The sequence below is a fragment of the Rhizobium sp. NFR12 genome (assembly GCF_900108545.1).
GTDB lineage: Bacteria > Pseudomonadota > Alphaproteobacteria > Rhizobiales > Rhizobiaceae > Neorhizobium > Neorhizobium soli.
This window is the reverse complement of the sequence record NZ_FNWM01000001.1, coordinates 414,152-438,479: the sequence shown is the minus strand read 5'-3', so window position 1 is coordinate 438,479 and position 24,328 is coordinate 414,152. Positions and strand designations below refer to the sequence as shown.

Genomic DNA, 24,328 nt, shown 5'->3' with positions numbered 1-24,328 from the left:
GCTATATCTCCTCAGGCAATGCGCGAAAGTTGCGCGGCCTTGTGTACCGGCAGGTCGAAGGACAGGTCCGAGCCGGACACATGCACCGGTTCGGAAGCATCCACCTCAGCCTTGATCGGACCGAGCGCGCTGTCCAGCAAATATTCGCGGGAATGGCCGGCAAACGATGTGCCGCGCACGGTTCCGCGAAACGGACCGGTTCCAAGCGTCACCATGCGCGGACGCCAGGCGAGACCCGCAGCCTTAGGCGCCTCCAGGCCGGGTGCGACCGAGAGCGGAACGCTGCCGTTGTCCGTCTTCAGCCCGCCGCCTTCCAGCGCAAAGATGTTCTCGAACCCGACGAAATCCGCCACGAACGAGGACGTCGGCCGGTTGTAGATATCTTCCGGCGTGCCGATCTGCTCGATCGCGCCGTTCTTCATGACGACGATCCGGTCGGCAAGCGACAGGGCTTCGGCCTGGTCGTGGGTGACGAAGATCATCGTCACGCCGGTTTCGCGCTGGACGCGCTGCAATTCGGTGCGCATTTCCAGCCGCAGCCGGGCATCGAGATTGGACAGCGGCTCGTCGAGCAGCAGAACCTTCGGCTCCATCACCATCGAGCGGGCAAGGGCCACGCGCTGCTGCTGGCCGCCGGAAAGCTCGGCCGGCTTGCGGTCGGCAAATTTTGCCAGCCCGACGGAAGCGATGCCGGACTGCACCTTGGCATCCAGTCCGGCGCCTTTCATGCCCTTCAGCCGCAACCCGAAGGCAACGTTTTCGTAGACGGAGAGATGCGGGAACAGTGCATAGGACTGGAACACCAGCCCCACGGCACGCTTGTTCGGCGCCGTGCGCGTCATGTCCTCGCCGTCGAGGATGACCTTGCCGGATTTCACAGGCAACAGCCCGGCGATTGCCCGCATGGTCGTCGTCTTGCCGCAGCCGGAGGGGCCGAGCAGCGCGATGAGTTCGCCGCGCCGGACCGACAGGTCGAGATCGGCAACGGCCACGCTGTCGCCATAGGCAAGCGTCAGCTTTTCAAGCGAGAGATAGGATTGATCAGACATAGCGGGAAAATCCGAGAAAGCGTTCAGCAGCAAAAACGATGCCGATGGACAGGAAGGCGAGCAGCGACGAGAGCGCCGCAACCGACGGATCGAAGACGATTTCCATATAGGCCATCATGTCGATCGGCAGCGTGCGCACACCGGGACCGGACAGGAACAGCGATACGGGCACCTGGTTGAACGAGGTGACGAAGCCGAGGATGAAGGCCGAAAGAATGCCGCCCTTGATGTTGGGCATGACCACCCGGAAGAAGGCACCGAGCCGGGAGGAACCCAGCAGCACCGCCGCCTCCTCTATATCCGAGCGCAGATTGTCGAGGCTCGCCGACACGACGCGCACCGCATAGGGCAGGATCAGCGCGGTATGGGCGAGAAACAGCGCAAGCGTGATGCCGACGCCGAACGGCACGACCACGTAGCGCAGCAGCGAAAGGCCGACGATGATGCCGGGCACGATGATCGGCGCGGAAACGATGGTGCGGATGATTTCCGCCCCCGGCAGCCGGTAGCGCGACAGCGCGTAGGATGCGGGAATGCCGAGCACCAGCGCTGCCGCCGTGCCGCCGATGGCGAGAAACATCGACATCGCAAACGAGGCGCGGAAGCTTTCGACCGTGAAGACCTTGAGGATCCACTGCAGCGAAAAGCCCTGCGGCGGAAACGCCAATGTCTCGCCAGCCGAAAACGACGCCGCGACGATGATCAGAAATGGCCCGATCAGAAAGGTCGCCAGCAGAAACAGCGTGGCGGGGACGAACAGGCTGCGAGCGGTCATCGGGCGGCCTTTCTCTGCGTGTTGCGCGCCGTTGCCACCCGCTTCAGGAGAAGGTTGGCGGCAAAGCTCATGACAATCAGGATGCAGGCGATGACGCTTGCGGCGACGAAATTGTTGCTGACGGCAACCTGCTGGTACATCAGCGTTTCCAGCATCAGCACCTTGGAGCCGCCAAGGATGGCCGGCGTGATATAGGCGGTGAGGCAACCGGTGAAGACCAGCGTTCCGCCGATCACAAGCCCTTCCTTGGTGAGCGGCAGGATCACCTTCCAGAACACCTGGAACCAGTTGGCGCCGAGCACCCGTGCTGCCGGAACCGCATCCTTCGGCATATTCTCGAGCGCCGAGATCAGCGAGATGATCATCAGCGGCAGGAACAGCTGCAGCAGGCCGATAAAGATCGCCGTTTCGGAAAACAGGATGCGCAGCGGCGCCTCGCTCAGCCCCAGCGCCTGGAAGGCCTGGTTGACGATGCCGGTCCGGCCCAGAATGACAATCCACGCATAGGTGCGCGCCACCGGCGAAATCATCAGCGGCAAAACGACCAGCCCGGTCATCCGCCCCTTGGCGGTGGGCGACAGGCTGACGATGGAAAATGCCGCCGCATATCCGATCACCGCCGAAACCACCGTCACCAGCGCGCCAAGCTTCAGCGTGCGCAAAAACACTGCCTGGTTGAGCGGCGAGGAAAAGAACTCGCCGTAAGCCGCAAGCGTCCAGCCGCCATCAAGGCTCCTGAACCCGTCAGAAAGAAGGATCAGCACCGGCACCAGAAACACCGCCGCCGCGAAAATCGCGGCAGGCAGCGCAAGTGCAAACGCCTCGGCCCGGTTTTGAAACATGCGTGGTCTCCGGTAATCGTCGGACTGTGTCTCGTCATCATTCCCGCGCGCTTCACAGGCCACGCCCTTTCAGCCCGGAACCCGGGCCGAAAGGTTTGCGGCGCCGAAAGGCGCGCGGTTTGCTGAAGCTTACTGCCCGACCTTGTCGTTCCAGGTCTTGATCCAGCCCGCGCGGTTGTCGAGAGCGACGGCAGACGGGATGAACTTGAGGCTTTCGGCGGTTGCCTTGCCGAAGGTGAGATTGCCGGCGACTTCGTCCGACACCTTCACCTCGCTATTGGCAGGGCTATCCACCAGCTTTTCGGCAAGCTTGGTCTGGATCTCGGTCGACAGCCAGAAATCCATGAACTGCAGCGCGAGGTCACGGTTCTTGGAACCCTTGGTGACGACCATGACATTCATGCCGCCGGCCTGGCCTTCCTTAGGCGTCGCCCATGCCATCGGCAGGCCGAGCTTGGTAAACGGCGCCCAGGCGAAACGACCGGCGGGCGCTGCCCAGATCTCTTCCTGCTTCATCAGCTGCACCAGCTGCGAGGACTTCTCGTAGAAGGTGACGATCTCGTCCTTGTTCTCGCCGATCGTCGCGATCGGGGCGGCAAGGTCAGGCGTATCCTTCCCCAGCGCCTGGCCGAGCATGTAGAGCGTTGGTGCCGCGCCATTGGTGGTGATGTTCGGAAACGCGATATGGCCGACATATTCCGGCTTGAACAGATCCGCCCAGCTTTCGATCTTCATCTTGTCGGACCGGTAGACGATCGAGTTGGCGTAGAACGTGTAGCCGACGCTCTTGCCGTCCTGGTTGGGATCCTTGGCGATGTCGTACAGCGCGTTGAAGCTCTTGAGCTTGGCCGTATCGATCGTGTCGGTCAGATCCTTGCGGGACGCAGACAGCGCATCGGCCATGGAGACGACGGCCATGTCGATGACCGGATTGGCCTTGTTGGCCTCCATCTTGGCCACCCGCTCGACGCTGTTGCCGGTCTCGACCACCAGCTTGCAGCCGCAGATCGCCTGGAAGGGATCATAGACGATCTGCTTGTACTCGTCCTGCGCCAGCGCATAGACGGAAATGGTCAGCGTCTTTTCCTGGGCCTGGGCAAGGCCTGTCGTGGCAAGCAAAACTGCGGCGGATGCGGTAATCAGGGTCTTCATGGGTCATTCCCTTCCAAGGCTGGGGATGCGGGTGAAAATTGGGGGCTGGAAACGGATGCGGTGGTCTGGCGGGCAACGAGTGTCATCGGCACGCGATCGGTCTTTGCAACGGCTGTGACGCCGACCGTTATGGTCGCGGCATCAGGCTCGGCCGCATCGTCACCGATCACGCCGACCAGCGCGCCGACGGCAATCTCGGCAATCGCCGCCATATCCTGGCGCACGGTGGTAAGGCCCGGCGAAACCACCGACGACCAGACGAGATCGTCGAAGCCGGTGACGCTTGCCTGCTGCGGAATGCGGATGCCGGATTGCTGCAATTCGGTCAGCGCACGCAGCGCATGCAGATCGCTCGTGGCGGCAAAGGCGGTAAAGCCGAGCTCGACCTTCTGCTTCAAACCGAGCGAACAACCGGCTCCCGCCAGTGCCTCAAGCTTTTCGATCCAGATCGTCTCGAAGCGGGCACCCTTCGGCAGGCGCGATTTCATGCCGCCGATGCGATCGTTCTGAACGTTCGAGAGCGGATTGGCGCCGATCAGCACGAAATTCCGGTGCCCGAGCCCGACCAGATGATCGGCGACCACCTGGCCACCCTGCCAATGATCGGAAGAAACCGTGTTGCCTGGAGTCGACGGGCTGTCGATGACGGCGACCGGGCAACCGAGGTCGGCAATGCGGGTACCGAGCCGCGGCACGATGACGATCCCGTCGACCTGGCGCTCGACCAGCCGCTGGATCGCAAGCGTCTGCATCGAACTGTCGCCACGGCTGTCGGCGATCAAAACGCCGTAACCGGCATCGGCTGCAGCATTCTCGATCGCCTGGGCGATCTGCGGGAAAAGCGGATTGGCAATATCGGGAAGCACCAGCCCGATGACGCGGCTGCGCCCCGTGCGAAGCGCCCGCGCCGTCACGCTCGGCACATACCCAAGCTCCTCGGCCTTCGCCCGTATCTTCGCCCCAAGCTCCGGCGAAACCCGCCCCTTGCCCGACAACGCATTCGACACGGTGGCCGCCGACACGCCAAGGGCGCTCGCTATCGCAGTCATGTTCGAACCGGGGCGGATGGGAGCCATCGAGGCGCTCTGATTAATCGTTTAATCAGAAAAGCAGAAAACGGATGAGGAGTCGAGTCCTGCCGGATGGTTGCAAACTCACGCCCTGGGCGGCCAGAGCGAAAATCCGGCACCACAGCATGGGCTTGGGGCACACCCAGCGTGAAGCAGAGGGCTTGGTCTACAGAGGGGTCAATCCGCGGCCGAAGACATGGCTGGGGTGTCGCCTGCGGTCATGGCGTGCATCGTTGACCGCCGTCCTGTTCGCTCGAGCCTTGAAACCCGTTGGCGATATCGGCAAGCGTTACCCCGGCAAACCTCTTGCGCAGCAGGTCCTCTGCTTCGTTGAAGACGTCCGTCAAAGTCCCGTTGACCGCCTGTTCGATCGGACATCCCGGCATGTCGTAAGCGGGTCCAACCGCAAAGATCGACGGTTCTCCGACCGCCCGGTAGATATCGAGAAGCGTCAGTTCCTCGAGAGGACGCGCCAGCGTCCAGCCGCCACCATGCCCTTTTACGGAGCTGACATACCCTTCGTCGCGCAATCCCGCCATGGTGCGCCGGATGACGACAGGGTTGGCGTCGAGCATCTGTGCGATCATCTCGGATGTCATCGCCCCGTCATGTCGCCCCATATGGATCAACACATGCAGCATGCGCGATAGCCGACTGTCCTGCCTCATCCTCTGCTCCCTCTCGTGCTTTCCCCACCGACACTAGCACGATCGTCATTCACGATACAATCGAAGTGTCATGAGGCTTGACCCATCTTTTCACGACACTTATGTTGTTGCGAGATAAAGGAGAAAGTCATGAGCGACACGATCTACGACGTCATCATCATCGGAGGCAGCTACGCCGGGCTGTCGGCAGCGCTTCAACTCGGCCGCGCGCGTCGAAAGGTCCTGATGATCGACGAAAGCCTCAGACGCAATCGGTTCGCATCCCACTCGCATGGCTTCCTCACCCAGGACCATGTCGATCCCGCTGAAATTGCAGCCGAGGCCCGGTCACAGGTCATGGAGTACCCAACGGTGGATTGGGTCTCGGGTCGTGCAGAGACTGTTCAGCGCAACGGTGAGAAAGGCTCCGGAGCGGCTCATGTCACCGTTTTGGTGAGAGACACCCGTTACCGTTCGCGCCGGCTGATCCTGGCGCTGGGCGTACGCGACATTCTTCCCGACATCGAGGGGCTGAAGGAGCGTTGGGGCAAAAGCGTGTTCCATTGCCCCTACTGCCACGGCTACGAACTCAACCAGGGCAAGATCGGCGTCATCGCCGGCTCGGCGCTCTCGATGCACCATGCGCTGATGCTTCCCGACTGGGGACCGACAACCCTGCTTCTCAACCAGGCATTCGAGCCGGATAGAGATCAGCTTCAATCCCTCGCAGCGCGCGGCGTCGTCATCGAGCGCTCCCCCGTGAAGGCCCTCACCGATCGCGCCGATGTGCAGCTTGTAGATGGAAGAACCCTGTCTTTCTCCGGCCTGTTCGCGCTTGCTCCCTTCGAGGTCTCCACCTCGATCGCGCAGCAGCTCGGCCTCGACATGGAGCAAGGCCCCCTTGGCGCCACCATCAAGACTGATGCGATGAAGGAAACCAGCCTGCCCGGCGTCTTCGCCTGCGGCGACGCCGCGCGGCCGATGGCCTCTGTTGCACTCGCGGTCGGCGATGGAAGCCTGGCGGGTGTGGCTGTTCACCGGTCGTTGCTGTTTGCGACCATCAACGATGAATAGGCTCAAGGAGCGATGGATGGATCATGGTGAAGGGGCGGGACGCACCGTTCCGTCACCCTTCACCACCCCACCACCTCCTGCCCATACCGCGCCACCTCCTCCAGCAGCCACTCCCGAAACGCCACCACCGGCCTAAAATCGCGTTTGCTGATGGGTGCGACCGCGTAATAGGCGCTGGGGCTCGTAACTTCATGCGGGAAGGCTTCGACGAGCTGGCCGCTCGCCAGTTCGGAATCGATCAGGAACAGCGGCATCAGCGCCACGCCCAGCCCCGCAATCGCCGCCTGCGCAACGCTTGAGAACTGTTCAAAGCGCATTGCCTGGGAGGGTGCCGTGTCGATGCCAAGGCTTGCGAACCAGTGGCTCCAGGCGCCGGGGCGCGATGCCATGTGCAGAAGCGGCAGCCGCAGCAGGTCTTCGCCCGCGCGGATCGGGTGGCTGGCCAGAAACTCCGGCGAGCAGACCGGCGCCACCATTTCGCTCATCAGATAGGTGCACTCGGCCCCCGGCCAGTCGGGCGTGCCCACATGGATCGCCATGTCGATGCCCTCGCGGTCGAAATCGAACACGCCGATACGGGTCGCGAAATTCAGCGTCACCTGCGGATGCCGGGCGACGAATTGCGGAATGCGCGGCATCAGCCAGCGGGTGCCGAATGTCGGCAAGATCGCAAGGTTCAGCTGGTCGCCATGCCGTTTGCTCATGGCGGCAAGCGAGGCCGAGCGGATCTGAGAGAGCGCCACGCTGATCGATTTGGCATAGTCCGCCCCGGTCTCGGTCAGCACCACGCCGCGGCTGGTGCGCGCAAACAGCGGCATGCCCAGCTGCTCCTCGAGCCCGGAAACCTGCCGGCTGATAGCCCCTTGGGTCAAGGACAGCTCTTCGGCAGCCGCCGAAAAACTGCCGAGCCTGGCAACGGAATCGAAGGCGGCAAGCGCCGAGGTGGACGGCAGAAGCTTTCGCGACAGGGTGAGCATGCCCTATGACTATAGATCATGACAGTTTGAGTAAACGGGTCTTGCCCTTGCGCGCCCCACGGCGATAATCGCCATCAACAGAATTGCTGAAATCCGGAGGCCTCAGAAGCATGGCGTTTAACTGGAACGATCCCTTTCTCATCGAAGACCAACTGAGCGACGAAGAGCGGATGATCCGCGATGCGGCCGCAAGCTTTGCCAAGGCCGAACTCGCGCCCCGCATCAACGATGCCTATCTCGACGAGACCACCGACAAGGACCTGTTCAAGCTGATGGGCCAGACCGGCCTTCTCGGCGTGACGCTGCCCGAGGAATATGGCGCCGCCAACGCTTCTTATGTCGCCTACGGCCTCGTCGCCCGCGAGATCGAGCGCATCGACTCTGGCTATCGCTCGATGATGAGCGTCCAGTCCTCGCTGGTGATCTATCCGATCTTCACCTACGGCTCCGATGAGCAGAAACAGAAGTATCTGCCCGGCCTCGTCTCCGGTGATCTGATCGGCTGTTTCGGCCTGACCGAACCGGACGCCGGCTCCGACCCCGGCGGCATGAAGACCCGCGCCGAAAAAATCGAGGGTGGTTATCGCCTGCGCGGCGCAAAAACCTGGATCTCCAACGCCCCGATCGCCGACGTCTTCGTCGTCTGGGCGAAATCGGAAGCCCATAACAACGAGATCCGCGGCTTTGTGCTCGAAAAGGGCATGAAGGGTCTCTCGGCCCCGAAGATCGGCGGCAAGCTTTCGCTGCGCGCCTCGATCACAGGCGAAATCGTCATGGACGGCGTGGAAGTGACCGAAGATGCCATCCTGCCCAACGTAACGGGCCTGAAAGGTCCGTTCGGCTGCCTCAACCGCGCCCGCTATGGCATTTCCTGGGGCGTGATGGGCGCTGCCGAAGACTGCTGGTTCCGCGCCCGCCAGTATGGGCTGGATCGCAAGCAGTTCGGCAAGCCGCTCGCCGGCACCCAGCTCTACCAGAAGAAGCTCGCCGACATGCAGACCGAAATCACGCTCGGGCTACAGGCATCGCTTCGCGTCGGCCAGCTGATGGACCAGCACAAGATGGCGCCGGAAATGATCTCCATCGTCAAGCGCAACAACTGCGGCAAGGCACTCGACATCGCCCGCCAAGCCCGCGACATGCACGGCGGCAACGGCATCCAGATCGAATACCACGTCATGCGCCACGCCCAGAACCTGGAAACGGTCAACACGTATGAGGGCACGCATGATGTGCATGCGCTGATCCTCGGCCGCGCGCAGACGGGGATACAGGCGTTTTTCTGAGGCGGGATTTTGGTGTGAACCTAGCCCGGCGCGCTGTTGCGTGCCGGGCTTTTTTTTGCGCGAGATGGGGATGGGGGCGGTTGGTTTGGGGTAATGGGGACGATCGGCTTCCAGCAACAGCACTGTCGGATTTGGGGCCGGTGGCGGACCGACCGCTCTTGGTACGTCCAGTTTGAAAGCGGAAATCTGAAGTCCGATTGTGATGTCCGAATATCGCGCGAAGCGGGCAAGCAGGCGGCAACTTCTCCTCCCGCGATTGCAATCCCGCCTAATCGCTGAAAACATCTCTGCACAAGACGCTCTTTGCTGATTCTGTTTTATGAGGGGAATTTGGATGGAAGACTTCAGTATTCGTACGATTGTCGAAGCCGTATCAAGGGGGCAGATCCGTATTCCAGCTTTTCAGCGAGGCTTCGTGTGGGATCCAGAGCGCGTGGCATACCTTATGGACAGCATATACAAATCTTACCCCTTCGGCTCGCTCATGTTCTGGCGCACAAAGGAGCAACTCAAGTTCGACCGAGATCTGGGACCATTCAAACTGCCTGACCCGAAAGAGGATTATCCCGTCGACTATGTGCTAGACGGGCAGCAACGGGTGACATCCATTTTTGGTGTGTTCCAGACCGATATGAAACCGGAGATCGCCTCCGACTGGCTCGATATCTATTTCGACCTGTCGGCGGAGCAGACCGCGCAAGACAGTCAGTTCGTGGCCCTCCGTTCTGACCAAGTGCAAAAAGACAAGCATTTCCCGTTAAAGACCCTGTTCGACACAACCGCTTACCGTGCTGCTACCGAGGGTATGGACGTCGCTACGATTAAGCGGATCGACGACATGCAGGCTATTTTCAAAGAGACCAAGATCCCCGTCCAGGTCTCGAAAACCGAAGACAAGGCGACGGTCGCCATCATCTTCGAGCGTGTGAACCGACAGGGTGTTGAACTTGATACCTTGCAACTACTGTCGGCTTGGACGTGGAGCGAGGAATTTCAGCTCGCCGACCAATTCGAAGATCTCGCGGACGAGTTGCGGCCGTTTGGGTTCGCTGAAGTCGGCGGCGACACCGACCTGCTGTTGCGTTGTTGTTCTGCAGTCTTGGCCGGAGACGCGTCGCCGAAGGCGTTGATGGAACTGAACGGGGCCCAGGTTCGGGACCAATTTGACACAGTGACAAACGGTGTGAAGCATGCGGTAGACTACCTCCGGCAGAACTTTCAGGCTCAGACGCTGACGAACCTCCCGTTCGTGACGATGCTGGTGCCGCTGGCTGTTTTCTTTGCTGTTCCCGGAAATCAGGAAGCTTCTTACTCGGACAAGCAACGGGACCAGATCAATCGATGGTTCTGGCGCACGGCGTTCTCGCGTAGGTACAGTTCCGGCGTATTGAGAAACCTAAAGACCGACATCGCAGAGATGGCGGCGCTAAGGGACGGGAAACCGTCAGCGCTCGGTGAATTCGATACCACCATTGATGCAGACTTCTTCCTGACCAACAATTTTAGTATGGGCAATGTGAACACCAAGACGTTCTTGCTGATGTTGGCGACAAAAAAACCGGAGTCGTTCATCTCTGGGCAACCTATCGGTTTGGCAGCAACCCTAAAGGCCGCGAACCGGTCAGAATTCCATCATATGATGCCGAAGGACTTTCTCAAGAAATCCAACCAGGACGACTACAGCGAAAACATCCTAGCCAACCTGTGCTTCTTGGCGCGTTCTGACAACCGGAAGCTTGGAGGTGCGGCCCCCTCGGTGTATCGGGCTCACATGCCGCAGGAACTAGCAAAGGTAAATTCGATCCTAGCTACGGCTGTAGCTACAGACGTGCTGTTCAGTGACGCTTACAAGCCCTTCGTCGAGCAGCGTGCCGACGACCTGACTGTAATTGCCAAATCCCTCTGTGTCATATGAAGCAAAGAGTCAGCTTTCGGGATGTGGCTGACTTGGCCTGAACGACCGATATGGGGGCGCAAAGCTGCCCCCAGCCCCGCCCATCGCGCCCCCTTCGTCCCACATCCCCCTCACCACCCACGCCGCTTTTCGTCATTGGCCATCCCCCACCCTTCGGTGTATCACAAGTCCCTGCCGCCGCTTGAGGCGCTGGCGATGCATGAAGGCGCGCACGAAGAATGCACGGAACGGAAAAACCGGAAACCGATCACAGCGAACCCGAAGCGGCGTTCGATGTCGGCGATCGGCTCCGGCTGGTGCGCCAGGCGCACGGGCTGTCGCAGCGGGCCCTGGCGGTGAAGGCCGGCGTTACCCATTCGCTGGTGTCGCTGATTGAAAAGAACAAGGTCAGCCCCTCGGTCGCCTCGCTGAAGAAGATCCTGGAAGCGATCAACTATCCGATGACCGATTTCTTTGCGCTGACGCTGCCGCCGGTCGACCAGATCTTTTACCGTGCCGACGAACTGACGCCCTTGTCGACAGGCGCGCTGACGCTGTTGCAGGTGGGTGATGCCAAATCCCATAGCGTGCAGGTGTTTCACGAATTCTATGAGCCGGGCGCCGATACCGGCGAAACCATGCTCAGCCACGAGGCGGAGGAAGGCGGCGTCGTTGTTGCCGGCGAACTGGAAGTCACCGTCGGCACCCAGACCCGTATTCTGAAGCGCGGCGACGCCTATCTGTTCGACAGCCGCCTGCCGCATCGCTACCGAAATGTCGGACCTGTGCGCTGCGAGGTGGTCAGCGCCGTCACGCCTCCCTATCTATAGAGCACGCGGGGGCACGGCAGCTGAAAACGCTGCCCGGTTTAATCGATATAAGTATGACTTATTCGATGCCCGCCGTTGATTGTCTCCCGTCTTTGTCTTAACTCAGGCACCGGAACATTTGACACCTCTGCCGGCGGCCGGATGCACCTCCTCAGCCCCTGCCCTTGCGCGAATTTCACGAACGAAAGTGGACCCTATGCAGACCTATCCCGACGTAAAGCTCTTCATCAACGGCGAATGGCGCGATGCGATCGCCGGCGAGACGATCGAAGTCACCGATCCCGCGACCGACGAAGTGATTGGCAAGATTGCCCATGCCCGTAAGGCGGATCTCGATCTCGCGCTCGAAGCGGCCGACAAGGGTTTCAAGATCTGGCGCGACACCTCGCCCTTCGACCGTTCCAAGATGATGCGCAAGGCAGCCGACCTGCTGCGCGAGCGCGCCGATAGCATTGCCTTCATGATGACCCGCGAACAGGGCAAGCCGCTTGCCCAGTCGAAGATGGAAATCATGGGCGCCGCCGATACGATCGACTGGTTTGCCGAAGAAGCCCGCCGCACCTATGGCCAGATCATTCCGGCCCGTTTCTCCGGCGTCAACCAGATGACGATCAAGCTGCCCGTCGGCCCGGTCGCGGCCTTTACGCCGTGGAACTTCCCGATCAACCAGATCGTCCGCAAGCTGTCTGCAGCGGTTGCCACCGGCTGCTCGATCATCGTCAAGGCACCTGAGGAAACCCCGGCATCGCCGGCCGAACTGATCCGCGCCTTTGCAGACGCCGGCGTGCCTGCAGGCGTCATCGGCCTGGTCTACGGCATACCGTCGGAAGTTTCGGAATACCTCATTCCGCATCCGGTCATCCGCAAGATCTCGTTCACCGGCTCGACGCCGATCGGCAAGCATCTCGCGAGCCTCGCCGGCAAGCACATGAAGCGCGCCACGATGGAACTCGGCGGCCACGCACCGGTCCTGATCTTCAATGACGCCGATCTCGACAAGGCGATCGAAGTGACCGCCATGTCAAAATTCCGCAACGCCGGCCAGGTCTGCGTCGCGCCCACCCGCTTCCTGATCCAGGACGGCGTCGCCGACAAGTTCCTCGAAGGCTTCGTCAAGGCTGCAGAAGCCCTCAAGGTTGGCAACGGCATGGATGCCGGCACCACGATGGGCCCGCTTGCCAACGAACGCCGCATCCCGGCCATGGAAGCGCTGATCCAGGACGCCGTCTCGTCCGGCGCCGAACTGAAGACCGGCGGCAAGCGCATCGGCAACAAGGGCAACTTCTTCGAACCAACGGTTCTTGCCAATGTGCCGACCTCTGCCAAGATCATGAACGACGAGCCCTTCGGCCCGATCGCCATCGTCAACCGCTTCTCGACCTATGAAGAAGCCATCACCGAGGCAAACCGCCTGCCCTTCGGTCTCGCATCCTACGCCTTCACCGGCTCGGTCAAGACCGCCCACGCGCTCGGCCGTGAAGTCGAAGCCGGCATGCTGACCATCAACCACAACGGCCTCGCCCTGCCGGAAGTGCCCTTCGGCGGCGTCAAGGATTCCGGCTACGGCACCGAAGGCGGCTCCGAAGCCGTCGCGGCCTATCTGGAAACGAAGTATGTCAGCCAGATGAACTGATCGGCTGATTGGTGAAATGCGGAACGGCCGGAGTGAGAGCTCCGGCCGTTTTTTTTGTGCGGTGGCGATGGTGTGGGTTCAGGCAGGCATGTTCGGCTGAGGGGTTTTAAGCCCGGGCGTCGTCGCCGGATGTTTCGTCCTGATACTGCTGCATCGTCTCCATGGCCTTCTCGAGCATCTTGAGCGCGTCCTCGTCGTTGCGTGAAATCGCTCCCTCGATGCCGGCGCGAACCTTTTCCGTAAAATCAACGCGTTCGCCATCATCGGAAGCCTGCAACGCGCCGGCAGTACCGCCACCCACCGGAATCTTCATCGTCATCGCCATAAAGGGCAGGCCATAATCGAGCGACATGTTGCCGCTGCGGATCTGCTCATTGCTCCAGTCCTGCATTTCCTGGCGGGTCATGCTGGTAAAGTCAGTCTGTTCGGCGCCCTCTGCATCCGACTGGGACGTACCCGCTGTGGCCGAGTTCAGCGCGGCCGAAAACGAGGCCGAGGTGTCGTCGGAAGCCGCAGATGTCTGCGTGCTCTGGCTCGCGTAGAGGCGACTTGTTGATGTGTCGATTTTCATTGTAGCAATACCTTAAGTATAGAAATGGTACTGCACTATCGAATGCAGAGCTTGCGCCAAGCATTTCGGCCTCTTGGCCTTGGAAATAGACATAAATCGACAATATTTTCGAATATTTCATAATAATGATACGAAAATTAAAAGAGTTGCTCTGAACTTAGCTAAACGTGTTCATATTGCTTCCGTTCCTTCTGGCGGAAAACACAAAATGGCAGGTGTCGGGATTTTCGGGCGCTGTTTTAGAGCGAAGTGCTTTCATCGAACGCACTTCTCTCTAGTCTTATGACGCTAAAGCATTTGATCCGCCTCAGGCTGCCGTCACCTGAAGCCAAATGCTCTGATCACAGCGTTGAGACGTTATGCGCCGTTATCGTATATCCAAATGGATCAACGAATGCGAAGTAGCGCCCGAACGGCCCGTCTTTGGGCGGGAATACTATCGGCACATCCCTCTCGGAAAGATGCGCGTGCAGTTCGTCAGCGTCGTCACAACCAAACCAGATTGCAACGCCCGTTCCGAGCTTTACCGTCTCATCAAAGTCCTCGATCGGCGTGCGAACGGCGAATGGAATAGGGTACGTTTCGAAAACAACCGCGCCGGGAGGTGCTTTTGCCGAGGGCGTGAGCCCGACGACATCCCGATAGAAGGTGAGTGCGGCGTCCAGATCCTTCGTCTGGATGCCGATGAAATCTGGTCCAATTAATCGAGCCATAGGCTGCCTATCCTTTTCAATGAGACCCGCTATTATCAGGGTACTGACATCTAATAGTATAAGGGCCCTGATATGTCCACTCTCATGGATCCACCGGTCGATGACACATACCGTTCGCTCGGATACGCGCTGAAGCGAGCGCAGCAAGCGCTGCGGGGCCATCTCGACAACCAGCTGAGACATATCGGACTGACGACCCCACAATATTCGGTACTGGCGGGATTGGAGTTCAGCGCGGGCTTATCAAGTGCGGACTTGGCCCGGCGCGCCTTCGTGACACCGCAGACGATGCAGTCCATCATAGCCACACTCGAACGGGACGGCCTGATCAAGCGCATGGCTCATCCGGTACGCGGCCGGGTTCTCACAACCGAACTGACACCGAAGGGCCGAACCGCATTGTGTGCGGCCCATAAAATCGCCGGTGACGCCGAAACCATCGCCCGAAATGCCGTAGCACCTGACAACCCGGAGATCATATACGCGGCCCTGCTCCGTATAGCAGAGGCAATGCGTTAAACTGATTGGTCGAACCTAACGCCCGACCATAGCTCCCTGCCGCTCACTACCGCAGCCAGAGAGCCACCCACCTACTCCCTCATCAACCCACCATACCCCGGCGGCCCCACCGTCGAGATCATCCGCAGATTCCTAATGTCGCGGGCGGGTGGCGATCCGAACATTCTTGCGTATTCCCGGGTGAACTGGGACAGGCTTTCATAGCCGACGGCGAGTGCGACGGCTGCCACATCGCCCGGCCGTGCAAACAGCATGCCGCGCGCCTCGTAGAGCCTGATCTGCTTTTGATACTGGATCGGCGACAGGCCGGTGCTCGTCTTGAAGCGCCGCTGAAAGGCGGACGGGCTCATGTTTGAAGCGGAGGCAAGATCGTCCACGTGGAAGGTGGTGGCATAGTCCTTGCGCAGCCGGACCAGCGCGTTCCTGATCTGCGAGAACCGATCGTCGATGCTGGCGACTTGCCGCAGCACGGCACCTTGCGGGCCGCGCAGCAGTCGGAACAGGATTTCCCGTTCCAGCAGCGGTGCCATCACCGCAATCTCGTCCGGCTGCTCCATCAGGCGCAGCATTCTCAGCCAGGCGTCGATCAGTCTGTCGCTTGCGTGACTGACGCAAAAGCTGGGCGTGTCGACTGATATCGCCGGGCCGGGATCGTCCAGCAGCAAATCGGCGATCATCGCGCGATCGAAGGTGAGCCTGACCGCGAGATAGGGACCCTTCGCACTCGCGTGAACGATTTCGCCGATGACGGGGAGCGCCACCGACGCGATGAACGTCTGCCCTGCGGTGTAATTCATCACCTCGCTCCCGATCAGCAGGCGCTTTTCTCCCTGCAGGATCAGGCTAACCAGAGGCTGATAGATTTCGGGAAACAGCTCGGTCGGTTCGGTCACCTTGAGGATGTCAACGCGGGGAATGCCCGTGGTCGTGAGCACGCCTGCAGCGCGTTCTTCCACAAACTCCTTCAACATCCTGATGGCATCGCTCATGAGCAGAGATGTGGCACGGCTTTCCGTCCAGAGCAACGCATAAGCAGGAATGTGCAAATTTCAGACCGGATCGGACGCGCGACGGGATCGCCTCCGGTCTACGGATACTCACCCGCGCAGCCTTGTTGCGATGCTGCGCGGGACACCATTTTATGAAGGAACATTCCAGATGGAAATCAAAGACGCGGTTGTGATTGTCACCGGCGCTTCCTCGGGTATCGGCGAAGCAACGGCGCGCGCTGCGGCCTTGTCCGGCGCGCGGGTCGTTTTGCTGGCCCGCAGGAAAGATCGCATCGAAGCGCTGGCACGGGAGATTGGCAATGAGGCGCTGGCGGTGGTTTGTGATGTCACGCACCCGGAGCAGGTTAAACAAGCCGTCCAGGCCGCCGCTCAGAAATACGGTCGCATCGATGTTCTGGTCAACAACGCCGGACAGGGCCTGCATGCCACGATCGAAGAGATCGGCATTGAGGATTTCAAAGATGTGCTCGATCTCAACTGCGTAGCGCCGTTGGTCATGATGCAGGCGGTCATTCCCCATATGCGCAGCCAAGGTGCCGGCAGCATCGTCAATGTCAGCTCAGGCGCAACGCTTGCCACCTATCCGGGCTCGGCTGCCTATACCAGCTCCAAGGCAGCGCTGAACATGCTTTCAAGTGTCGCTCGCCTGGAGCTTGCCGATGCCGGCATTGCCGTCTCGATCATGCATCCGTTCATCACCGCGACCGAGTTTTACGGCGCCGTCAGGTCTGGGCTGGAATCGGCAAAGGCGCAGGAGATCCAAACCGCATCCTTCGCACACCCGCCGGAACGTGTGGCAGACATGATCCTTGAGCTGGTGCGGAGCGGCAATGCGCAAGCCGACCTCGTCCCGAAGGACTATGGCGGCAGCTTCGAGGGCTAGGGGATGTAACCTGCCCGCCAGATCTCCCAATAAACAAACGGGGGACGAAACCTCGTCCCCCGCTTCGAACTACTTGCGCTTGTCGAACCCGCCCTTAGGGGCCGGCTTCTTGAACGGCTTGTCGCCGCCAGCCTTGTTGAACGGCTTGTCACCCGGCTTCTTGGCGAAGTTGGACTTCGGCTTTTCGCCCCAGACCTCGTCGTCAACGCGGCGGTCGACATTGGCGCCGGCGGGCTTGGCTTTCCAGTCCTTGCGCGGTGCATCGCCGTAAGGCTTGGCTCCGGCCGGCTTGTCCTTGTTGAAAGGCTTGTCGCCGTAGGGCTTGTCTTTGTTGAAAGGCTTGTCGCTGCGCGGGCCATCCTTGCTGAACGGCTTGTTGTCCTTGTAGGGCTTGTCGAGACGCGGGCCTTCGCGCTTGACGAAGCCTTCGTCATCGCCGCGCGAGAACTTGCTGAAGTCCGGAACGCCGTCGAGACGCGTCACGCGCACGCCGCGTTCCATCATTCCGTCCTTGCCGAGCTTGGCCATGAACTTGTCGGCATGGGCGGCGGCAATTTCCACGAAAGTCTCGTCGGCCTGCATCTTGATCGCGCCGATCTCCTGCTTGGTGAGATCACCGGCGCGGCAGATGGTGGGGATCAGCCAGCGCGGTTCGGCGCGCTGCTTGCGACCGACCGACAGCGAGAACCACACGGCTGCACCGAAATCGCCACGCGGCGTCAGCGGCCTCGGTGCGGAATCATTGCCGCCTTCGCGGGGCTTGCGGGTCTCCAGCGAGACTTCGGTAATATCTTCCGGCGCCGAATTCTTGCCGCGATAGAGGCTGACGAAGGCGGACGCCAGCTTCGTCGCGTCAAAACGCGCCACCAGCTTGTCGATCAGGCCCTGTTCTTCCTCGTCCTTGGCGATCTCTTCAAAGATCGGATCGGCAAACAGACGTTCCTCGTCGCGCGCGGTCACCTCTTCGGCCGATGGCGGGCGGGCCCAGGTGGGCTCGACCTGCGCGCCGTTGAGAAGACGCTCGGCCTTGCGGCGCTGGCTGACCGGAACGATCAGGGCGCTGACGCCCTTGCGCCCCGCACGGCCGGTGCGGCCCGAACGGTGCAGCAGCGTTTCCGAATTGGTCGGCAGATCCGCATGGATGACGAGTTCGAGACCCGGCAGGTCGATACCGCGGGCAGCGACGTCGGTTGCGATGCAGACGCGGGCGCGGCCATCACGCATGGCCTGCAGCGCATGGGTGCGCTCGGTCTGCGTCAGCTCGCCCGAAAGGGCCACAACGGAGAAATTGCGATTGGCAAGACGGGCATGCAGATGGTTGACGGCAGCACGCGTCGAGCAGAACACGATTGCGTTCGGCGCCTCGTAAAAGCGAAGCGCATTGACGATCGCATGCTCGCGGTCCGACGGCGTGACGACCAGCGCGCGATATTCGATATCCACATGCTGCTTCTGTTCGGATGCGGTTGCAATGCGCACGGCATTGCGCTGGTAGCTCTTGGCAAGCTTGGCAATGGCCGAGGGAACGGTTGCCGAGAACATCAGCGTACGGCGTTCGGCAGGTGCTGCCTCGAGAATGTATTCGAGATCTTCGCGGAAACCGAGATCGAGCATCTCGTCGGCTTCGTCGAGCACGGCCACGCGGATTTCCGTCATGTCGAGCGCGTTGCGGCGGATGTGGTCGCAGATACGGCCAGGCGTGCCGACGACGATATGGGCACCGCGTTCCAGCGAACGACGCTCGGCGCGGATATCCATGCCGCCGACGCAGGAGGTGATCACGGCGTCTGCTTCGGCATAGAGCCAGTCGAGTTCGCGCTTCACCTGCATGGCAAGCTCGCGGGTCGGCGCAATGACGAGTGCGAGAGGTGCAGCAGCGCGGCCGAATTTCTCGCCATCGTCGAGCAGCGTGCGCGCCATGGCCATGCCGAAGGCAACCGTCTTGCCGGAGCCGGTCTGTGCGGAAACGAGCGCATCGGCGGTTTCGAGCGCAGGATCGAGCATGGCCAGCTGGACGGGGGTTAGCGTCTCATAGCCGCGCTTTTGCAAAGCCTTCGCGATCGCCGGGGCGGCGCCGTTGATATCGGTCATCAAATCTGTCTTTCGGATATGTCGGGCTCAAAGGCCCCATGGCTGCAACGATCGCAGCCGAACGTTTGCGCCGTCCCTATAGGCTTCGGCGCGAAAAGTCAAAGGATGGGTGGCCGCGGGGTTACGGTTGGTCGCGAGTAGATCTGTCCCTCACCCCGACCGATGCCCGGGCGCGGAGCTGAGTTCGGCCCGAATGAGGGAGGAATGCCCTATCTTTTTATGTCCCACCACAACCACTCCTGCGCCGCGCAGCCGCTATGCTGCTGGCCGAAGGAAGAGCTATCGTGGTGCGCGATCATTCCACACTCTCCTGGCAGCTCTTGGAGCGACGCAGAATTTCCCTTTCACTCCTTTTTCGTTGGCAGTTCATGCGCTCTAGCAATAATCTCTCGACGAAATATGCGGCAAAGCAAATCCGCCGGTTGTCATAGGAGCCACTATTGCAGAGCCTTAAGAATGGACGGTGGCTCAATCAGCCCGCAAATTCAGAAGCTTCGGATATCGCACTATCTGTCACGACCGACGCCAACACGGATTTCTGGCGAGAGACCCATTACGGCTTTGTCCGCGACAACGGCCACTTCTACGCATTCAAGGCCGAAGGCGATTTCACCGCCCAGGTTCGAGTCCAGGCCGTTTTTGAGCATCTTTACGACCAGGCTGGCCTCATGGTCAGGCTCGACGAAAGACGTTGGGTCAAGACCGGGATCGAGTTCTCGGACGGCTATGGCTTGCTCGGCAGTGTGCTGACGAATGACGCCTCCGACTGGGCCACGGGACGATACGACGGCGACCCATCAGATTTTTGGATAAGAGTGACCGTCCATAGCGGCGTTCTGAGAATACAAGCGTCAGCCGATGGCCAAAGTTGGCCACTCGTCCGCCTTTGCCCATTCCCAAAAGCGGATCATTATTTCGTTGGCCCGATGTGCTGTACTCCCGAAAGAGCCGGCCTGGAGGTAAGATTCAGTGAGTGGCAATTGGGGCCGGCCTTGGGCAAGGACCTCCACGACCTGTCGTAGCCGCAAGAGCGCTTAAATTTCCGTGCCGAGAGCAACATACTTATCGAGATGCCTGAGCCATTTGCGCTCGATGGCCGCCTCGATGTCGATTTCGTTCGCCCGAAGATACAAAACGAACTGCCCGAACAAGTCGGCCGCTTCGTTTTCCAGGGCTTCGCGCGTGCCGCCTGAACCATCAGCATTTGGCTTCGCCCGACCGGCCATCAGGAGATGCTCAGCGGTCAGTTCGCCAAGTTCCTCGGTCAGCTTCAGAAGATACCAATCGGCGCTCCGTTCAATGGCATGGACTCTGGCGTAGAGGTCCCCGACGTGACCAATCCGGTCACTCAGCTCCTTGAAGGTCGCACTCATTCTGTCCTCGGCAATCGTAGAAAGACACAGTTTGTCGACGCTACCACCGATTTGCGACAGGACCGCTGCGATGACCGCAAGTGGCGGATTGTTGCAAGGGAGCTACCCGTTTCGCTCAGAAGACGACATCCGCTAGGAGAGCCAGTCATCGGCATCAGCTATCCACTGCGCGATCAAAGCCGGGAGTTCCATCAGACTCGTGATCATTCCGTCGGCCCTGACCGCCGCGCCATCCGGCCACACCGCTCCGTTCGGGAACCAGACCGTTCGCATGCCAGCAGCGTGAGCCCCTATAATATCTGCCTCCGGCGAATCGCCGACGAAAACGCATTTGCTTGCTGTGACAGACAGTCTCATCGCGCCTTTGAGGAAGATTTCCGTATCCGGCTTCCTGCACCCTTCTTGTTCTGAAATGAGGTAGGCGTCTGCCAGCCGATCGAGGTTCAGCGCCAGCAATGACCTCAACTGTATATGGGTTTGGCCGTTACTGACGATGCCGATCTTTTTGCCTGATCGCCTCAGCTCCAGGATGACATCGCTCATCCCTTCGAAGGGCCGCGCATGACGCCAAGCGTTCGCTTCGTAATCGTCAAACAGGTCCTTGATCAGCCTTTCATCGGAATTGCCGATTTCGCCAAGCAGTGTGCCGTAGACGTCGAGCTTCGACACGCATCCCCGGCGATCCAGTTCAAGAAACCGAGCAGCCACCTCGCTCAAGCTGGAGAAGTCGCCGATATCGACGTTTGAAAACTGATGCTGGACAAAAGCGTTCAAGGACGACGATCTGTCGAACAATGTCTCATCCAAATCGAACAGCACGGCATCAATCATGCGACGTCCCAATTCCAAGGGGGCTAGGTAAGTCTGTGATCTAGGCTGTGCGTGCGTCGGGCGGATGACAGTGGTTCGCGATCATCCGCAATGACCGCGTCTTGCGATGGCAGACGTTTGACTCCCCACACCCCCTAAACCGCAAACACCTTCGCCCGCCGCAGCGTCACGAACCCGCCCTCGCCGGCTGAAACGCGCCGTTCCGGCTCCACATCGAATTCCAGCTGTTCGCCGGTTTCCGTTACCGCCAGCACGCGGCGGCTGTCGGGGCGGTCGAGGACGCGGGTGATGGTTGCCGTAATGCCGGGCGCCTGTGCCGACCAGTCGAGATCGGCGGGGCGGGCGTAGAGCTCGGCCTTGCCGTCTGGTATCCCCAATGCATCGACCGAAAGGCCGCCGGCATGGGCGCGGCCGTCGCGGACCTGGGCTGAGAGCACGTTGGCATCGCCCAGGAACTTCATCACGAAGGCCGATTGCGGATCGCGGCAGACTTGCTGCGGCGTGCCCTGCTGCACGATCTGGCCGTCCTTCAGGATCACCACCCGGTCGGCGAGATCGAGCGCCTCTTCCTGGTCGTGGGTGACGAAGATCGTGGTGATGCCGAGTTCCGAATGGATCTCGCGCAGCCAGCGGCGGAGATCGTGCCGGACGTTTGCATCGAGCGCACCGAACGGTTCGTCGAGCAGCAGTACCTTCGGATCGACCGACAGCGCCCGAGCAAGCGCCACGCGCTGCCGCTGACCGCCGGAAATCTGCGCCGGGAAACGATCGCCTAAACCATCCAGCCGTACCAGCCGCAACAGGTCCGTGACGCGGGCATCGATCGCCGCCTTGTCGCGCTTCACCTTGGAAACCTTCATGCCGAAGGCGATGTTCTGTGCCACCGTCATATGCGGAAACAGCGCGTAATGCTGGAACACGAAGCCGACGCCGCGGTCGCGCACCGGAATGTCGGTCGCATCCTGATCGCCAAAATAGATGGCGCCGCCATCGGCATATTCGAGACCCGCCACCATGCGCAGGATGGTCGTCTTGCCGGAGCCGGAGGGGCCGAGAAGCGCCACCAGTTCGCCGCTTTCGATATCGAGCGACACGCCCTTGACGGCACGGAAGGTGTCGAAGGTTTTGACGACGTTTTCGAGACGGATCTTCATGCTGTTTTCTCTGCCGGAATGGCGGTTTTGCGGACGCGGCCCGCACCCTGGCGCTCGAGCGCGACCTTGGCGATGATGGTAAGGACGGCGATCAACGCCAGGATGGAGGCCGACGCGAAGGCGCCCGCCGCCTGATAGTCGTGATAGAGCAGCTCGATATGCAACGGCAGCGTATTGGTCTGGCCGCGGATATTGCCCGACACGACCGAAACGGCGCCGAATTCGCCCATCACGCGCGCATTGCAGAGAATGACGCCGTAGAGCAGCGCCCATTTGACGTTTGGCAGCGTCACCGAAAAGAAGGTGCGGAAGCCGGATGCGCCAAGCGAGGTCGAGGCCTCCTCGAGATCGCGGCCCTGCGCCTGCATCAGCGGAATGAGTTCGCGGGCAACGAAGGGTGCGGTCACGAACATCGAGGCGATGATGATGCCGGGCACCGCAAACAGGATCTTGATCCCGTAGGCATCGAGAACAGGCCCGAACAGGCCCTGCAGGCCATAAACGAACAGATAGGCGACGCCGGCAACGATGGGCGAGACCGAAAACGGGATCTCGATCACCACCAGCAGAAAGCGACGGCCCCAGAAATCGAACTTGGTGATCGCCCAGGCGGCGGCGATGCCGAAGGCGGTGTTGACGGGCACGGCAATCAGCGCTGCCAGTACCGTGAGCATGATGGCGTGGCGGGTATCCGGATGGAGGATCGTGTCGCGATAGACCGCCCAGCCTTTCGAGAATGCCTCGACGCCGATTATGATCAGCGGCGCGACGATGACGAAGGCGACGAGAACCAGGACGATGCCGATCAGCGTGCGGCGAAACACCGTGTTATCGCCGACGCGCGGCGGTTTGCGATGGGGGGAAACAGCGCTCATGGTCTTATCCCTTCACCGTGTAACGCAGCGCCCGCGACTGCAGCCAGTTGGTAACGGCCAGCATCGTAAAGGCGGCGAGCAGCAGCACCGAGGCGATCGCGGCAGCCGCCTGGTAATCGTATTCCTCAAGCCGGATGAAGATCAGCAGCGCTGTGATCTCCGTCGACATCGGCTGGTTGCCGGCAATAAAGATGATCGCCCCGAATTCGCCAAGGCTGCGGGCAAACGACAGGGAAAGGCCGGCCAGCAGCGCCGGCGTCAGAAGCGGCAGGATGACCTTGGTAAAGATCGTCCAGTCGGAACCGCCAAGCGATTGCGCCGCTTCTTCCAGCGCCGGATCGAGATCTTCCAGCACCGGCTGCACCGTGCGCACGATAAACGGCAGCGAGGTGAAACACATGGCGATCATGATGCCTAGCGGCGTGTAGGCGACCTTGATGCCGTAGCCCTCCAGCACCGAACCGAACCAGCCATTGTTGGCAAACAGCGCCGTCAGCGCAATACCGGCAACCGCCGTCGGCAGCGCAAACGGCAGATCGACCATCGCATCGATGATGCGGCGGCCGGGAAACCGGTAGCGGGTGATCACCCAGGCAAGCGACAGACCGAAGAACAGGTTGAACACGGTGGCACCCAGCGCCGAAAGCACCGTGACCCGGTAGCTGGCAATCGCCCGCGACGAGGAAACGATCCGCCAGTAGTCTTCAGGCCCCAGGCTCGCTGCCTTGATGACAAGGGCCGCCAGCGGCAGCACCACGATCAGGCCGACATAAAACAGGGTCACGCCCAGCGATAACGGCAAGCCAGGCAGGACATTGCGTCGTCTCAAATGATCAGTTCCTCGTTTTCAACTGCAACAAAGTCTTCAACAGCAAGAACCGGCGGACAAATATCCACCGGTCTGGTTTCGCAGTTCTTTAACGTCCCTCATTCCTGTGGCGGTCACACAGAACCCGACGCGTGCCGGGGGGAAGGGTTTTTCAGCCTAAGGACTTAGGCTGGCTGGTTTCCTGTGACAAGCACAGGAATGAGGAAGCGAAGGTGGCAGTCATTGCGAGACAACTCACCTCAGCCAAGCA

General features: G+C 60.6%; 24 protein-coding genes. 8 read left to right on the top strand and 16 right to left on the bottom strand.

Annotated features, from left to right (window positions below):
* Window positions 1-11 precede the first annotated feature (11 nt).
* The 6 genes from BLW69_RS02045 to BLW69_RS02020 form a co-directional block, all read right to left on the bottom strand.
* Window positions 12-1,049, bottom strand: coding sequence for an ABC transporter ATP-binding protein (locus tag BLW69_RS02045; RefSeq protein WP_092659629.1), 1,038 nt, complete (start codon window positions 1,047-1,049; stop codon window positions 12-14).
* Complete coding sequence (locus tag BLW69_RS02040; RefSeq protein WP_092659627.1) at window positions 1,042-1,824, bottom strand: ABC transporter permease; 783 nt, start codon at window positions 1,822-1,824, stop codon at window positions 1,042-1,044. Before BLW69_RS02040 ends, BLW69_RS02045 begins: the two co-directional genes overlap by 8 nt.
* The gene (locus BLW69_RS02035) at window positions 1,821-2,666 is read right to left on the bottom strand and encodes an ABC transporter permease (RefSeq protein WP_062581997.1); all 846 of its coding nucleotides are present in this window, start codon (window positions 2,664-2,666) and stop codon (window positions 1,821-1,823) included. The genes BLW69_RS02040 and BLW69_RS02035 overlap by 4 nt, the downstream gene beginning before the upstream one ends.
* A 129-nt stretch (window positions 2,667-2,795) precedes the next feature.
* A complete protein-coding gene (locus tag BLW69_RS02030; RefSeq protein WP_092659625.1) occupies window positions 2,796-3,818 on the bottom strand; it encodes an ABC transporter substrate-binding protein in 1,023 nt (340 codons plus the stop codon).
* Window positions 3,815-4,894 (bottom strand): LacI family DNA-binding transcriptional regulator, encoded by a 1,080-nt coding sequence (locus tag BLW69_RS02025; RefSeq protein ID WP_062461364.1) that lies wholly within the window; start codon window positions 4,892-4,894, stop codon window positions 3,815-3,817. Before BLW69_RS02025 ends, BLW69_RS02030 begins: the two co-directional genes overlap by 4 nt.
* Window positions 4,895-5,106: 212 nt before the next feature.
* Window positions 5,107-5,556, bottom strand: coding sequence for an Rrf2 family transcriptional regulator (locus BLW69_RS02020; RefSeq protein ID WP_062461367.1), 450 nt, complete (start codon window positions 5,554-5,556; stop codon window positions 5,107-5,109).
* 129 nt (window positions 5,557-5,685) lie between these two features.
* Here BLW69_RS02020 and BLW69_RS02015 point away from each other — a divergent pair, with 129 nt between their 5' ends.
* The gene (locus BLW69_RS02015) at window positions 5,686-6,609 is read left to right on the top strand and encodes an NAD(P)/FAD-dependent oxidoreductase (protein WP_092659623.1); all 924 of its coding nucleotides are present in this window, start codon (window positions 5,686-5,688) and stop codon (window positions 6,607-6,609) included.
* A 59-nt stretch (window positions 6,610-6,668) separates the two neighbouring features.
* Here BLW69_RS02015 and BLW69_RS02010 read toward each other — a convergent pair whose 3' ends face one another.
* Window positions 6,669-7,586, bottom strand: coding sequence for a LysR family transcriptional regulator (locus BLW69_RS02010; RefSeq protein WP_092659621.1), 918 nt, complete (start codon window positions 7,584-7,586; stop codon window positions 6,669-6,671).
* A 110-nt stretch (window positions 7,587-7,696) separates the two neighbouring features.
* On the opposite strand from BLW69_RS02010, the gene BLW69_RS02005 reads away from it, so the two are divergent.
* The 4 genes from BLW69_RS02005 (at window position 7,697) to BLW69_RS01990 (ending at window position 13,229) form a co-directional block, all read left to right on the top strand.
* Window positions 7,697-8,872: an acyl-CoA dehydrogenase gene (locus BLW69_RS02005; RefSeq protein WP_092659619.1), complete on the top strand. Its 1,176-nt coding sequence runs from the start codon at window positions 7,697-7,699 to the stop codon at window positions 8,870-8,872.
* A 334-nt stretch (window positions 8,873-9,206) separates the two neighbouring features.
* Window positions 9,207-10,787 carry a GmrSD restriction endonuclease domain-containing protein gene (locus tag BLW69_RS02000; RefSeq protein WP_092659617.1) on the top strand — a complete coding sequence of 527 codons (1,581 nt, stop codon included), beginning with the start codon at window positions 9,207-9,209 and terminating at the stop codon, window positions 10,785-10,787.
* 218 nt (window positions 10,788-11,005) lie between these two features.
* On the top strand, window positions 11,006-11,596 hold the full coding sequence (locus tag BLW69_RS01995; protein WP_092659615.1) for a cupin domain-containing protein: 591 nt from the start codon (window positions 11,006-11,008) through the stop codon (window positions 11,594-11,596).
* Between the two features lie 196 nt (window positions 11,597-11,792).
* Window positions 11,793-13,229: an NAD-dependent succinate-semialdehyde dehydrogenase gene (locus tag BLW69_RS01990; protein WP_092659613.1), complete on the top strand. Its 1,437-nt coding sequence runs from the start codon at window positions 11,793-11,795 to the stop codon at window positions 13,227-13,229.
* Between the two features lie 106 nt (window positions 13,230-13,335).
* Here BLW69_RS01990 and BLW69_RS01985 read toward each other — a convergent pair whose 3' ends face one another.
* Together BLW69_RS01985 and BLW69_RS01980 are read right to left on the bottom strand one after the other, a co-directional pair.
* Window positions 13,336-13,800 carry a hypothetical protein gene (locus tag BLW69_RS01985; RefSeq protein WP_092659582.1) on the bottom strand — a complete coding sequence of 155 codons (465 nt, stop codon included), beginning with the start codon at window positions 13,798-13,800 and terminating at the stop codon, window positions 13,336-13,338.
* A gap of 341 nt (window positions 13,801-14,141) precedes the next feature.
* On the bottom strand, window positions 14,142-14,513 hold the full coding sequence (locus tag BLW69_RS01980) for a VOC family protein (protein ID WP_092659581.1): 372 nt from the start codon (window positions 14,511-14,513) through the stop codon (window positions 14,142-14,144).
* Window positions 14,514-14,585: 72 nt separating this feature from the next.
* On the opposite strand from BLW69_RS01980, the gene BLW69_RS01975 reads away from it, so the two are divergent.
* Window positions 14,586-15,032, top strand: a complete 447-nt coding sequence (locus BLW69_RS01975) for a MarR family winged helix-turn-helix transcriptional regulator (RefSeq protein ID WP_092659580.1) — start codon at window positions 14,586-14,588, stop codon at window positions 15,030-15,032.
* 71 nt (window positions 15,033-15,103) lie between these two features.
* Here the strand turns inward: BLW69_RS01975 and BLW69_RS01970 are convergent, their stop codons facing one another.
* On the bottom strand, window positions 15,104-16,003 hold the full coding sequence (locus BLW69_RS01970; RefSeq protein WP_244508725.1) for an AraC family transcriptional regulator: 900 nt from the start codon (window positions 16,001-16,003) through the stop codon (window positions 15,104-15,106).
* A 187-nt stretch (window positions 16,004-16,190) separates the two neighbouring features.
* Between BLW69_RS01970 and BLW69_RS01965 the strand changes: the two genes are divergently transcribed.
* Complete coding sequence (locus BLW69_RS01965; RefSeq protein ID WP_092659578.1) at window positions 16,191-16,925, top strand: SDR family oxidoreductase; 735 nt, start codon at window positions 16,191-16,193, stop codon at window positions 16,923-16,925.
* A 69-nt stretch (window positions 16,926-16,994) separates the two neighbouring features.
* On the opposite strand, the gene BLW69_RS01960 is transcribed toward BLW69_RS01965, so the two are convergent.
* On the bottom strand, window positions 16,995-19,016 hold the full coding sequence (locus BLW69_RS01960; RefSeq protein ID WP_092659576.1) for a DEAD/DEAH box helicase: 2,022 nt from the start codon (window positions 19,014-19,016) through the stop codon (window positions 16,995-16,997).
* Between the two features lie 440 nt (window positions 19,017-19,456).
* On the opposite strand from BLW69_RS01960, the gene BLW69_RS01955 reads away from it, so the two are divergent.
* Window positions 19,457-20,038 carry a DUF1349 domain-containing protein gene (locus tag BLW69_RS01955; RefSeq protein ID WP_092659574.1) on the top strand — a complete coding sequence of 194 codons (582 nt, stop codon included), beginning with the start codon at window positions 19,457-19,459 and terminating at the stop codon, window positions 20,036-20,038.
* 12 nt (window positions 20,039-20,050) lie between these two features.
* Here the strand turns inward: BLW69_RS01955 and BLW69_RS22940 are convergent, their stop codons facing one another.
* The 5 genes from BLW69_RS22940 to cysT all read right to left on the bottom strand — a co-directional run bounded on the left by BLW69_RS22940 (window position 20,051) and on the right by cysT (window position 24,078).
* On the bottom strand, window positions 20,051-20,389 hold the full coding sequence (locus tag BLW69_RS22940; protein ID WP_244508724.1) for a nucleoside triphosphate pyrophosphohydrolase family protein: 339 nt from the start codon (window positions 20,387-20,389) through the stop codon (window positions 20,051-20,053).
* 132 nt (window positions 20,390-20,521) lie between these two features.
* Entirely contained in the window at window positions 20,522-21,220 is a 699-nt protein-coding gene (locus BLW69_RS01945; RefSeq protein WP_092659572.1) for an HAD family hydrolase, read from the bottom strand.
* 134 nt (window positions 21,221-21,354) lie between these two features.
* The gene (locus tag BLW69_RS01940) at window positions 21,355-22,374 is read right to left on the bottom strand and encodes a sulfate/molybdate ABC transporter ATP-binding protein (RefSeq protein ID WP_092659570.1); all 1,020 of its coding nucleotides are present in this window, start codon (window positions 22,372-22,374) and stop codon (window positions 21,355-21,357) included.
* Window positions 22,371-23,249: a sulfate ABC transporter permease subunit CysW gene (gene cysW, locus BLW69_RS01935; RefSeq protein WP_092659568.1), complete on the bottom strand. Its 879-nt coding sequence runs from the start codon at window positions 23,247-23,249 to the stop codon at window positions 22,371-22,373. The genes BLW69_RS01940 and cysW overlap by 4 nt, the downstream gene beginning before the upstream one ends.
* A 4-nt stretch (window positions 23,250-23,253) precedes the next feature.
* Window positions 23,254-24,078 (bottom strand): sulfate ABC transporter permease subunit CysT, encoded by an 825-nt coding sequence (gene cysT / locus BLW69_RS01930; protein WP_092659566.1) that lies wholly within the window; start codon window positions 24,076-24,078, stop codon window positions 23,254-23,256.
* Window positions 24,079-24,328: the final 250 nt, after the last annotated feature.

Bases quoted from the DNA above. Each gene is read 5' to 3' on its own strand.
- BLW69_RS02030 (WP_092659625.1), bottom strand. From the start codon at position 3,818: ATGAAGACCCTGATTACCGCATCCGCCGCAGTTTTGCTTGCCACGACA.
- BLW69_RS02035 (WP_062581997.1), bottom strand. From the start codon at position 2,666: ATGTTTCAAAACCGGGCCGAGGCGTTTGCACTTGCGCTGCCTGCCGCG.
- BLW69_RS01985 (WP_092659582.1), bottom strand. From the start codon at position 13,800: ATGAAAATCGACACATCAACAAGTCGCCTCTACGCGAGCCAGAGCACG.
- BLW69_RS01965 (WP_092659578.1), top strand. From the start codon at position 16,191: ATGGAAATCAAAGACGCGGTTGTGATTGTCACCGGCGCTTCCTCGGGT.
- BLW69_RS01980 (WP_092659581.1), bottom strand. From the start codon at position 14,513: ATGGCTCGATTAATTGGACCAGATTTCATCGGCATCCAGACGAAGGAT.
- BLW69_RS02005 (WP_092659619.1), top strand. From the start codon at position 7,697: ATGGCGTTTAACTGGAACGATCCCTTTCTCATCGAAGACCAACTGAGC.
- BLW69_RS02000 (WP_092659617.1), top strand. From the start codon at position 9,207: ATGGAAGACTTCAGTATTCGTACGATTGTCGAAGCCGTATCAAGGGGG.
- BLW69_RS02045 (WP_092659629.1), bottom strand. From the start codon at position 1,049: ATGTCTGATCAATCCTATCTCTCGCTTGAAAAGCTGACGCTTGCCTAT.
- BLW69_RS01995 (WP_092659615.1), top strand. From the start codon at position 11,006: ATGCACGGAACGGAAAAACCGGAAACCGATCACAGCGAACCCGAAGCG.
- BLW69_RS01940 (WP_092659570.1), bottom strand. From the start codon at position 22,374: ATGAAGATCCGTCTCGAAAACGTCGTCAAAACCTTCGACACCTTCCGT.
- BLW69_RS01960 (WP_092659576.1), bottom strand. From the start codon at position 19,016: ATGACCGATATCAACGGCGCCGCCCCGGCGATCGCGAAGGCTTTGCAA.
- BLW69_RS01990 (WP_092659613.1), top strand. From the start codon at position 11,793: ATGCAGACCTATCCCGACGTAAAGCTCTTCATCAACGGCGAATGGCGC.
- BLW69_RS02020 (WP_062461367.1), bottom strand. From the start codon at position 5,556: ATGAGGCAGGACAGTCGGCTATCGCGCATGCTGCATGTGTTGATCCAT.
- BLW69_RS01970 (WP_244508725.1), bottom strand. From the start codon at position 16,003: ATGTTGAAGGAGTTTGTGGAAGAACGCGCTGCAGGCGTGCTCACGACC.
- BLW69_RS02015 (WP_092659623.1), top strand. From the start codon at position 5,686: ATGAGCGACACGATCTACGACGTCATCATCATCGGAGGCAGCTACGCC.
- BLW69_RS02025 (WP_062461364.1), bottom strand. From the start codon at position 4,894: ATGGCTCCCATCCGCCCCGGTTCGAACATGACTGCGATAGCGAGCGCC.
- BLW69_RS02040 (WP_092659627.1), bottom strand. From the start codon at position 1,824: ATGACCGCTCGCAGCCTGTTCGTCCCCGCCACGCTGTTTCTGCTGGCG.
- BLW69_RS01945 (WP_092659572.1), bottom strand. From the start codon at position 21,220: ATGATTGATGCCGTGCTGTTCGATTTGGATGAGACATTGTTCGACAGA.
- cysW (WP_092659568.1), bottom strand. From the start codon at position 23,249: ATGAGCGCTGTTTCCCCCCATCGCAAACCGCCGCGCGTCGGCGATAAC.
- BLW69_RS22940 (WP_244508724.1), bottom strand. From the start codon at position 20,389: ATGAGTGCGACCTTCAAGGAGCTGAGTGACCGGATTGGTCACGTCGGG.
- BLW69_RS02010 (WP_092659621.1), bottom strand. From the start codon at position 7,586: ATGCTCACCCTGTCGCGAAAGCTTCTGCCGTCCACCTCGGCGCTTGCC.
- BLW69_RS01975 (WP_092659580.1), top strand. From the start codon at position 14,586: ATGTCCACTCTCATGGATCCACCGGTCGATGACACATACCGTTCGCTC.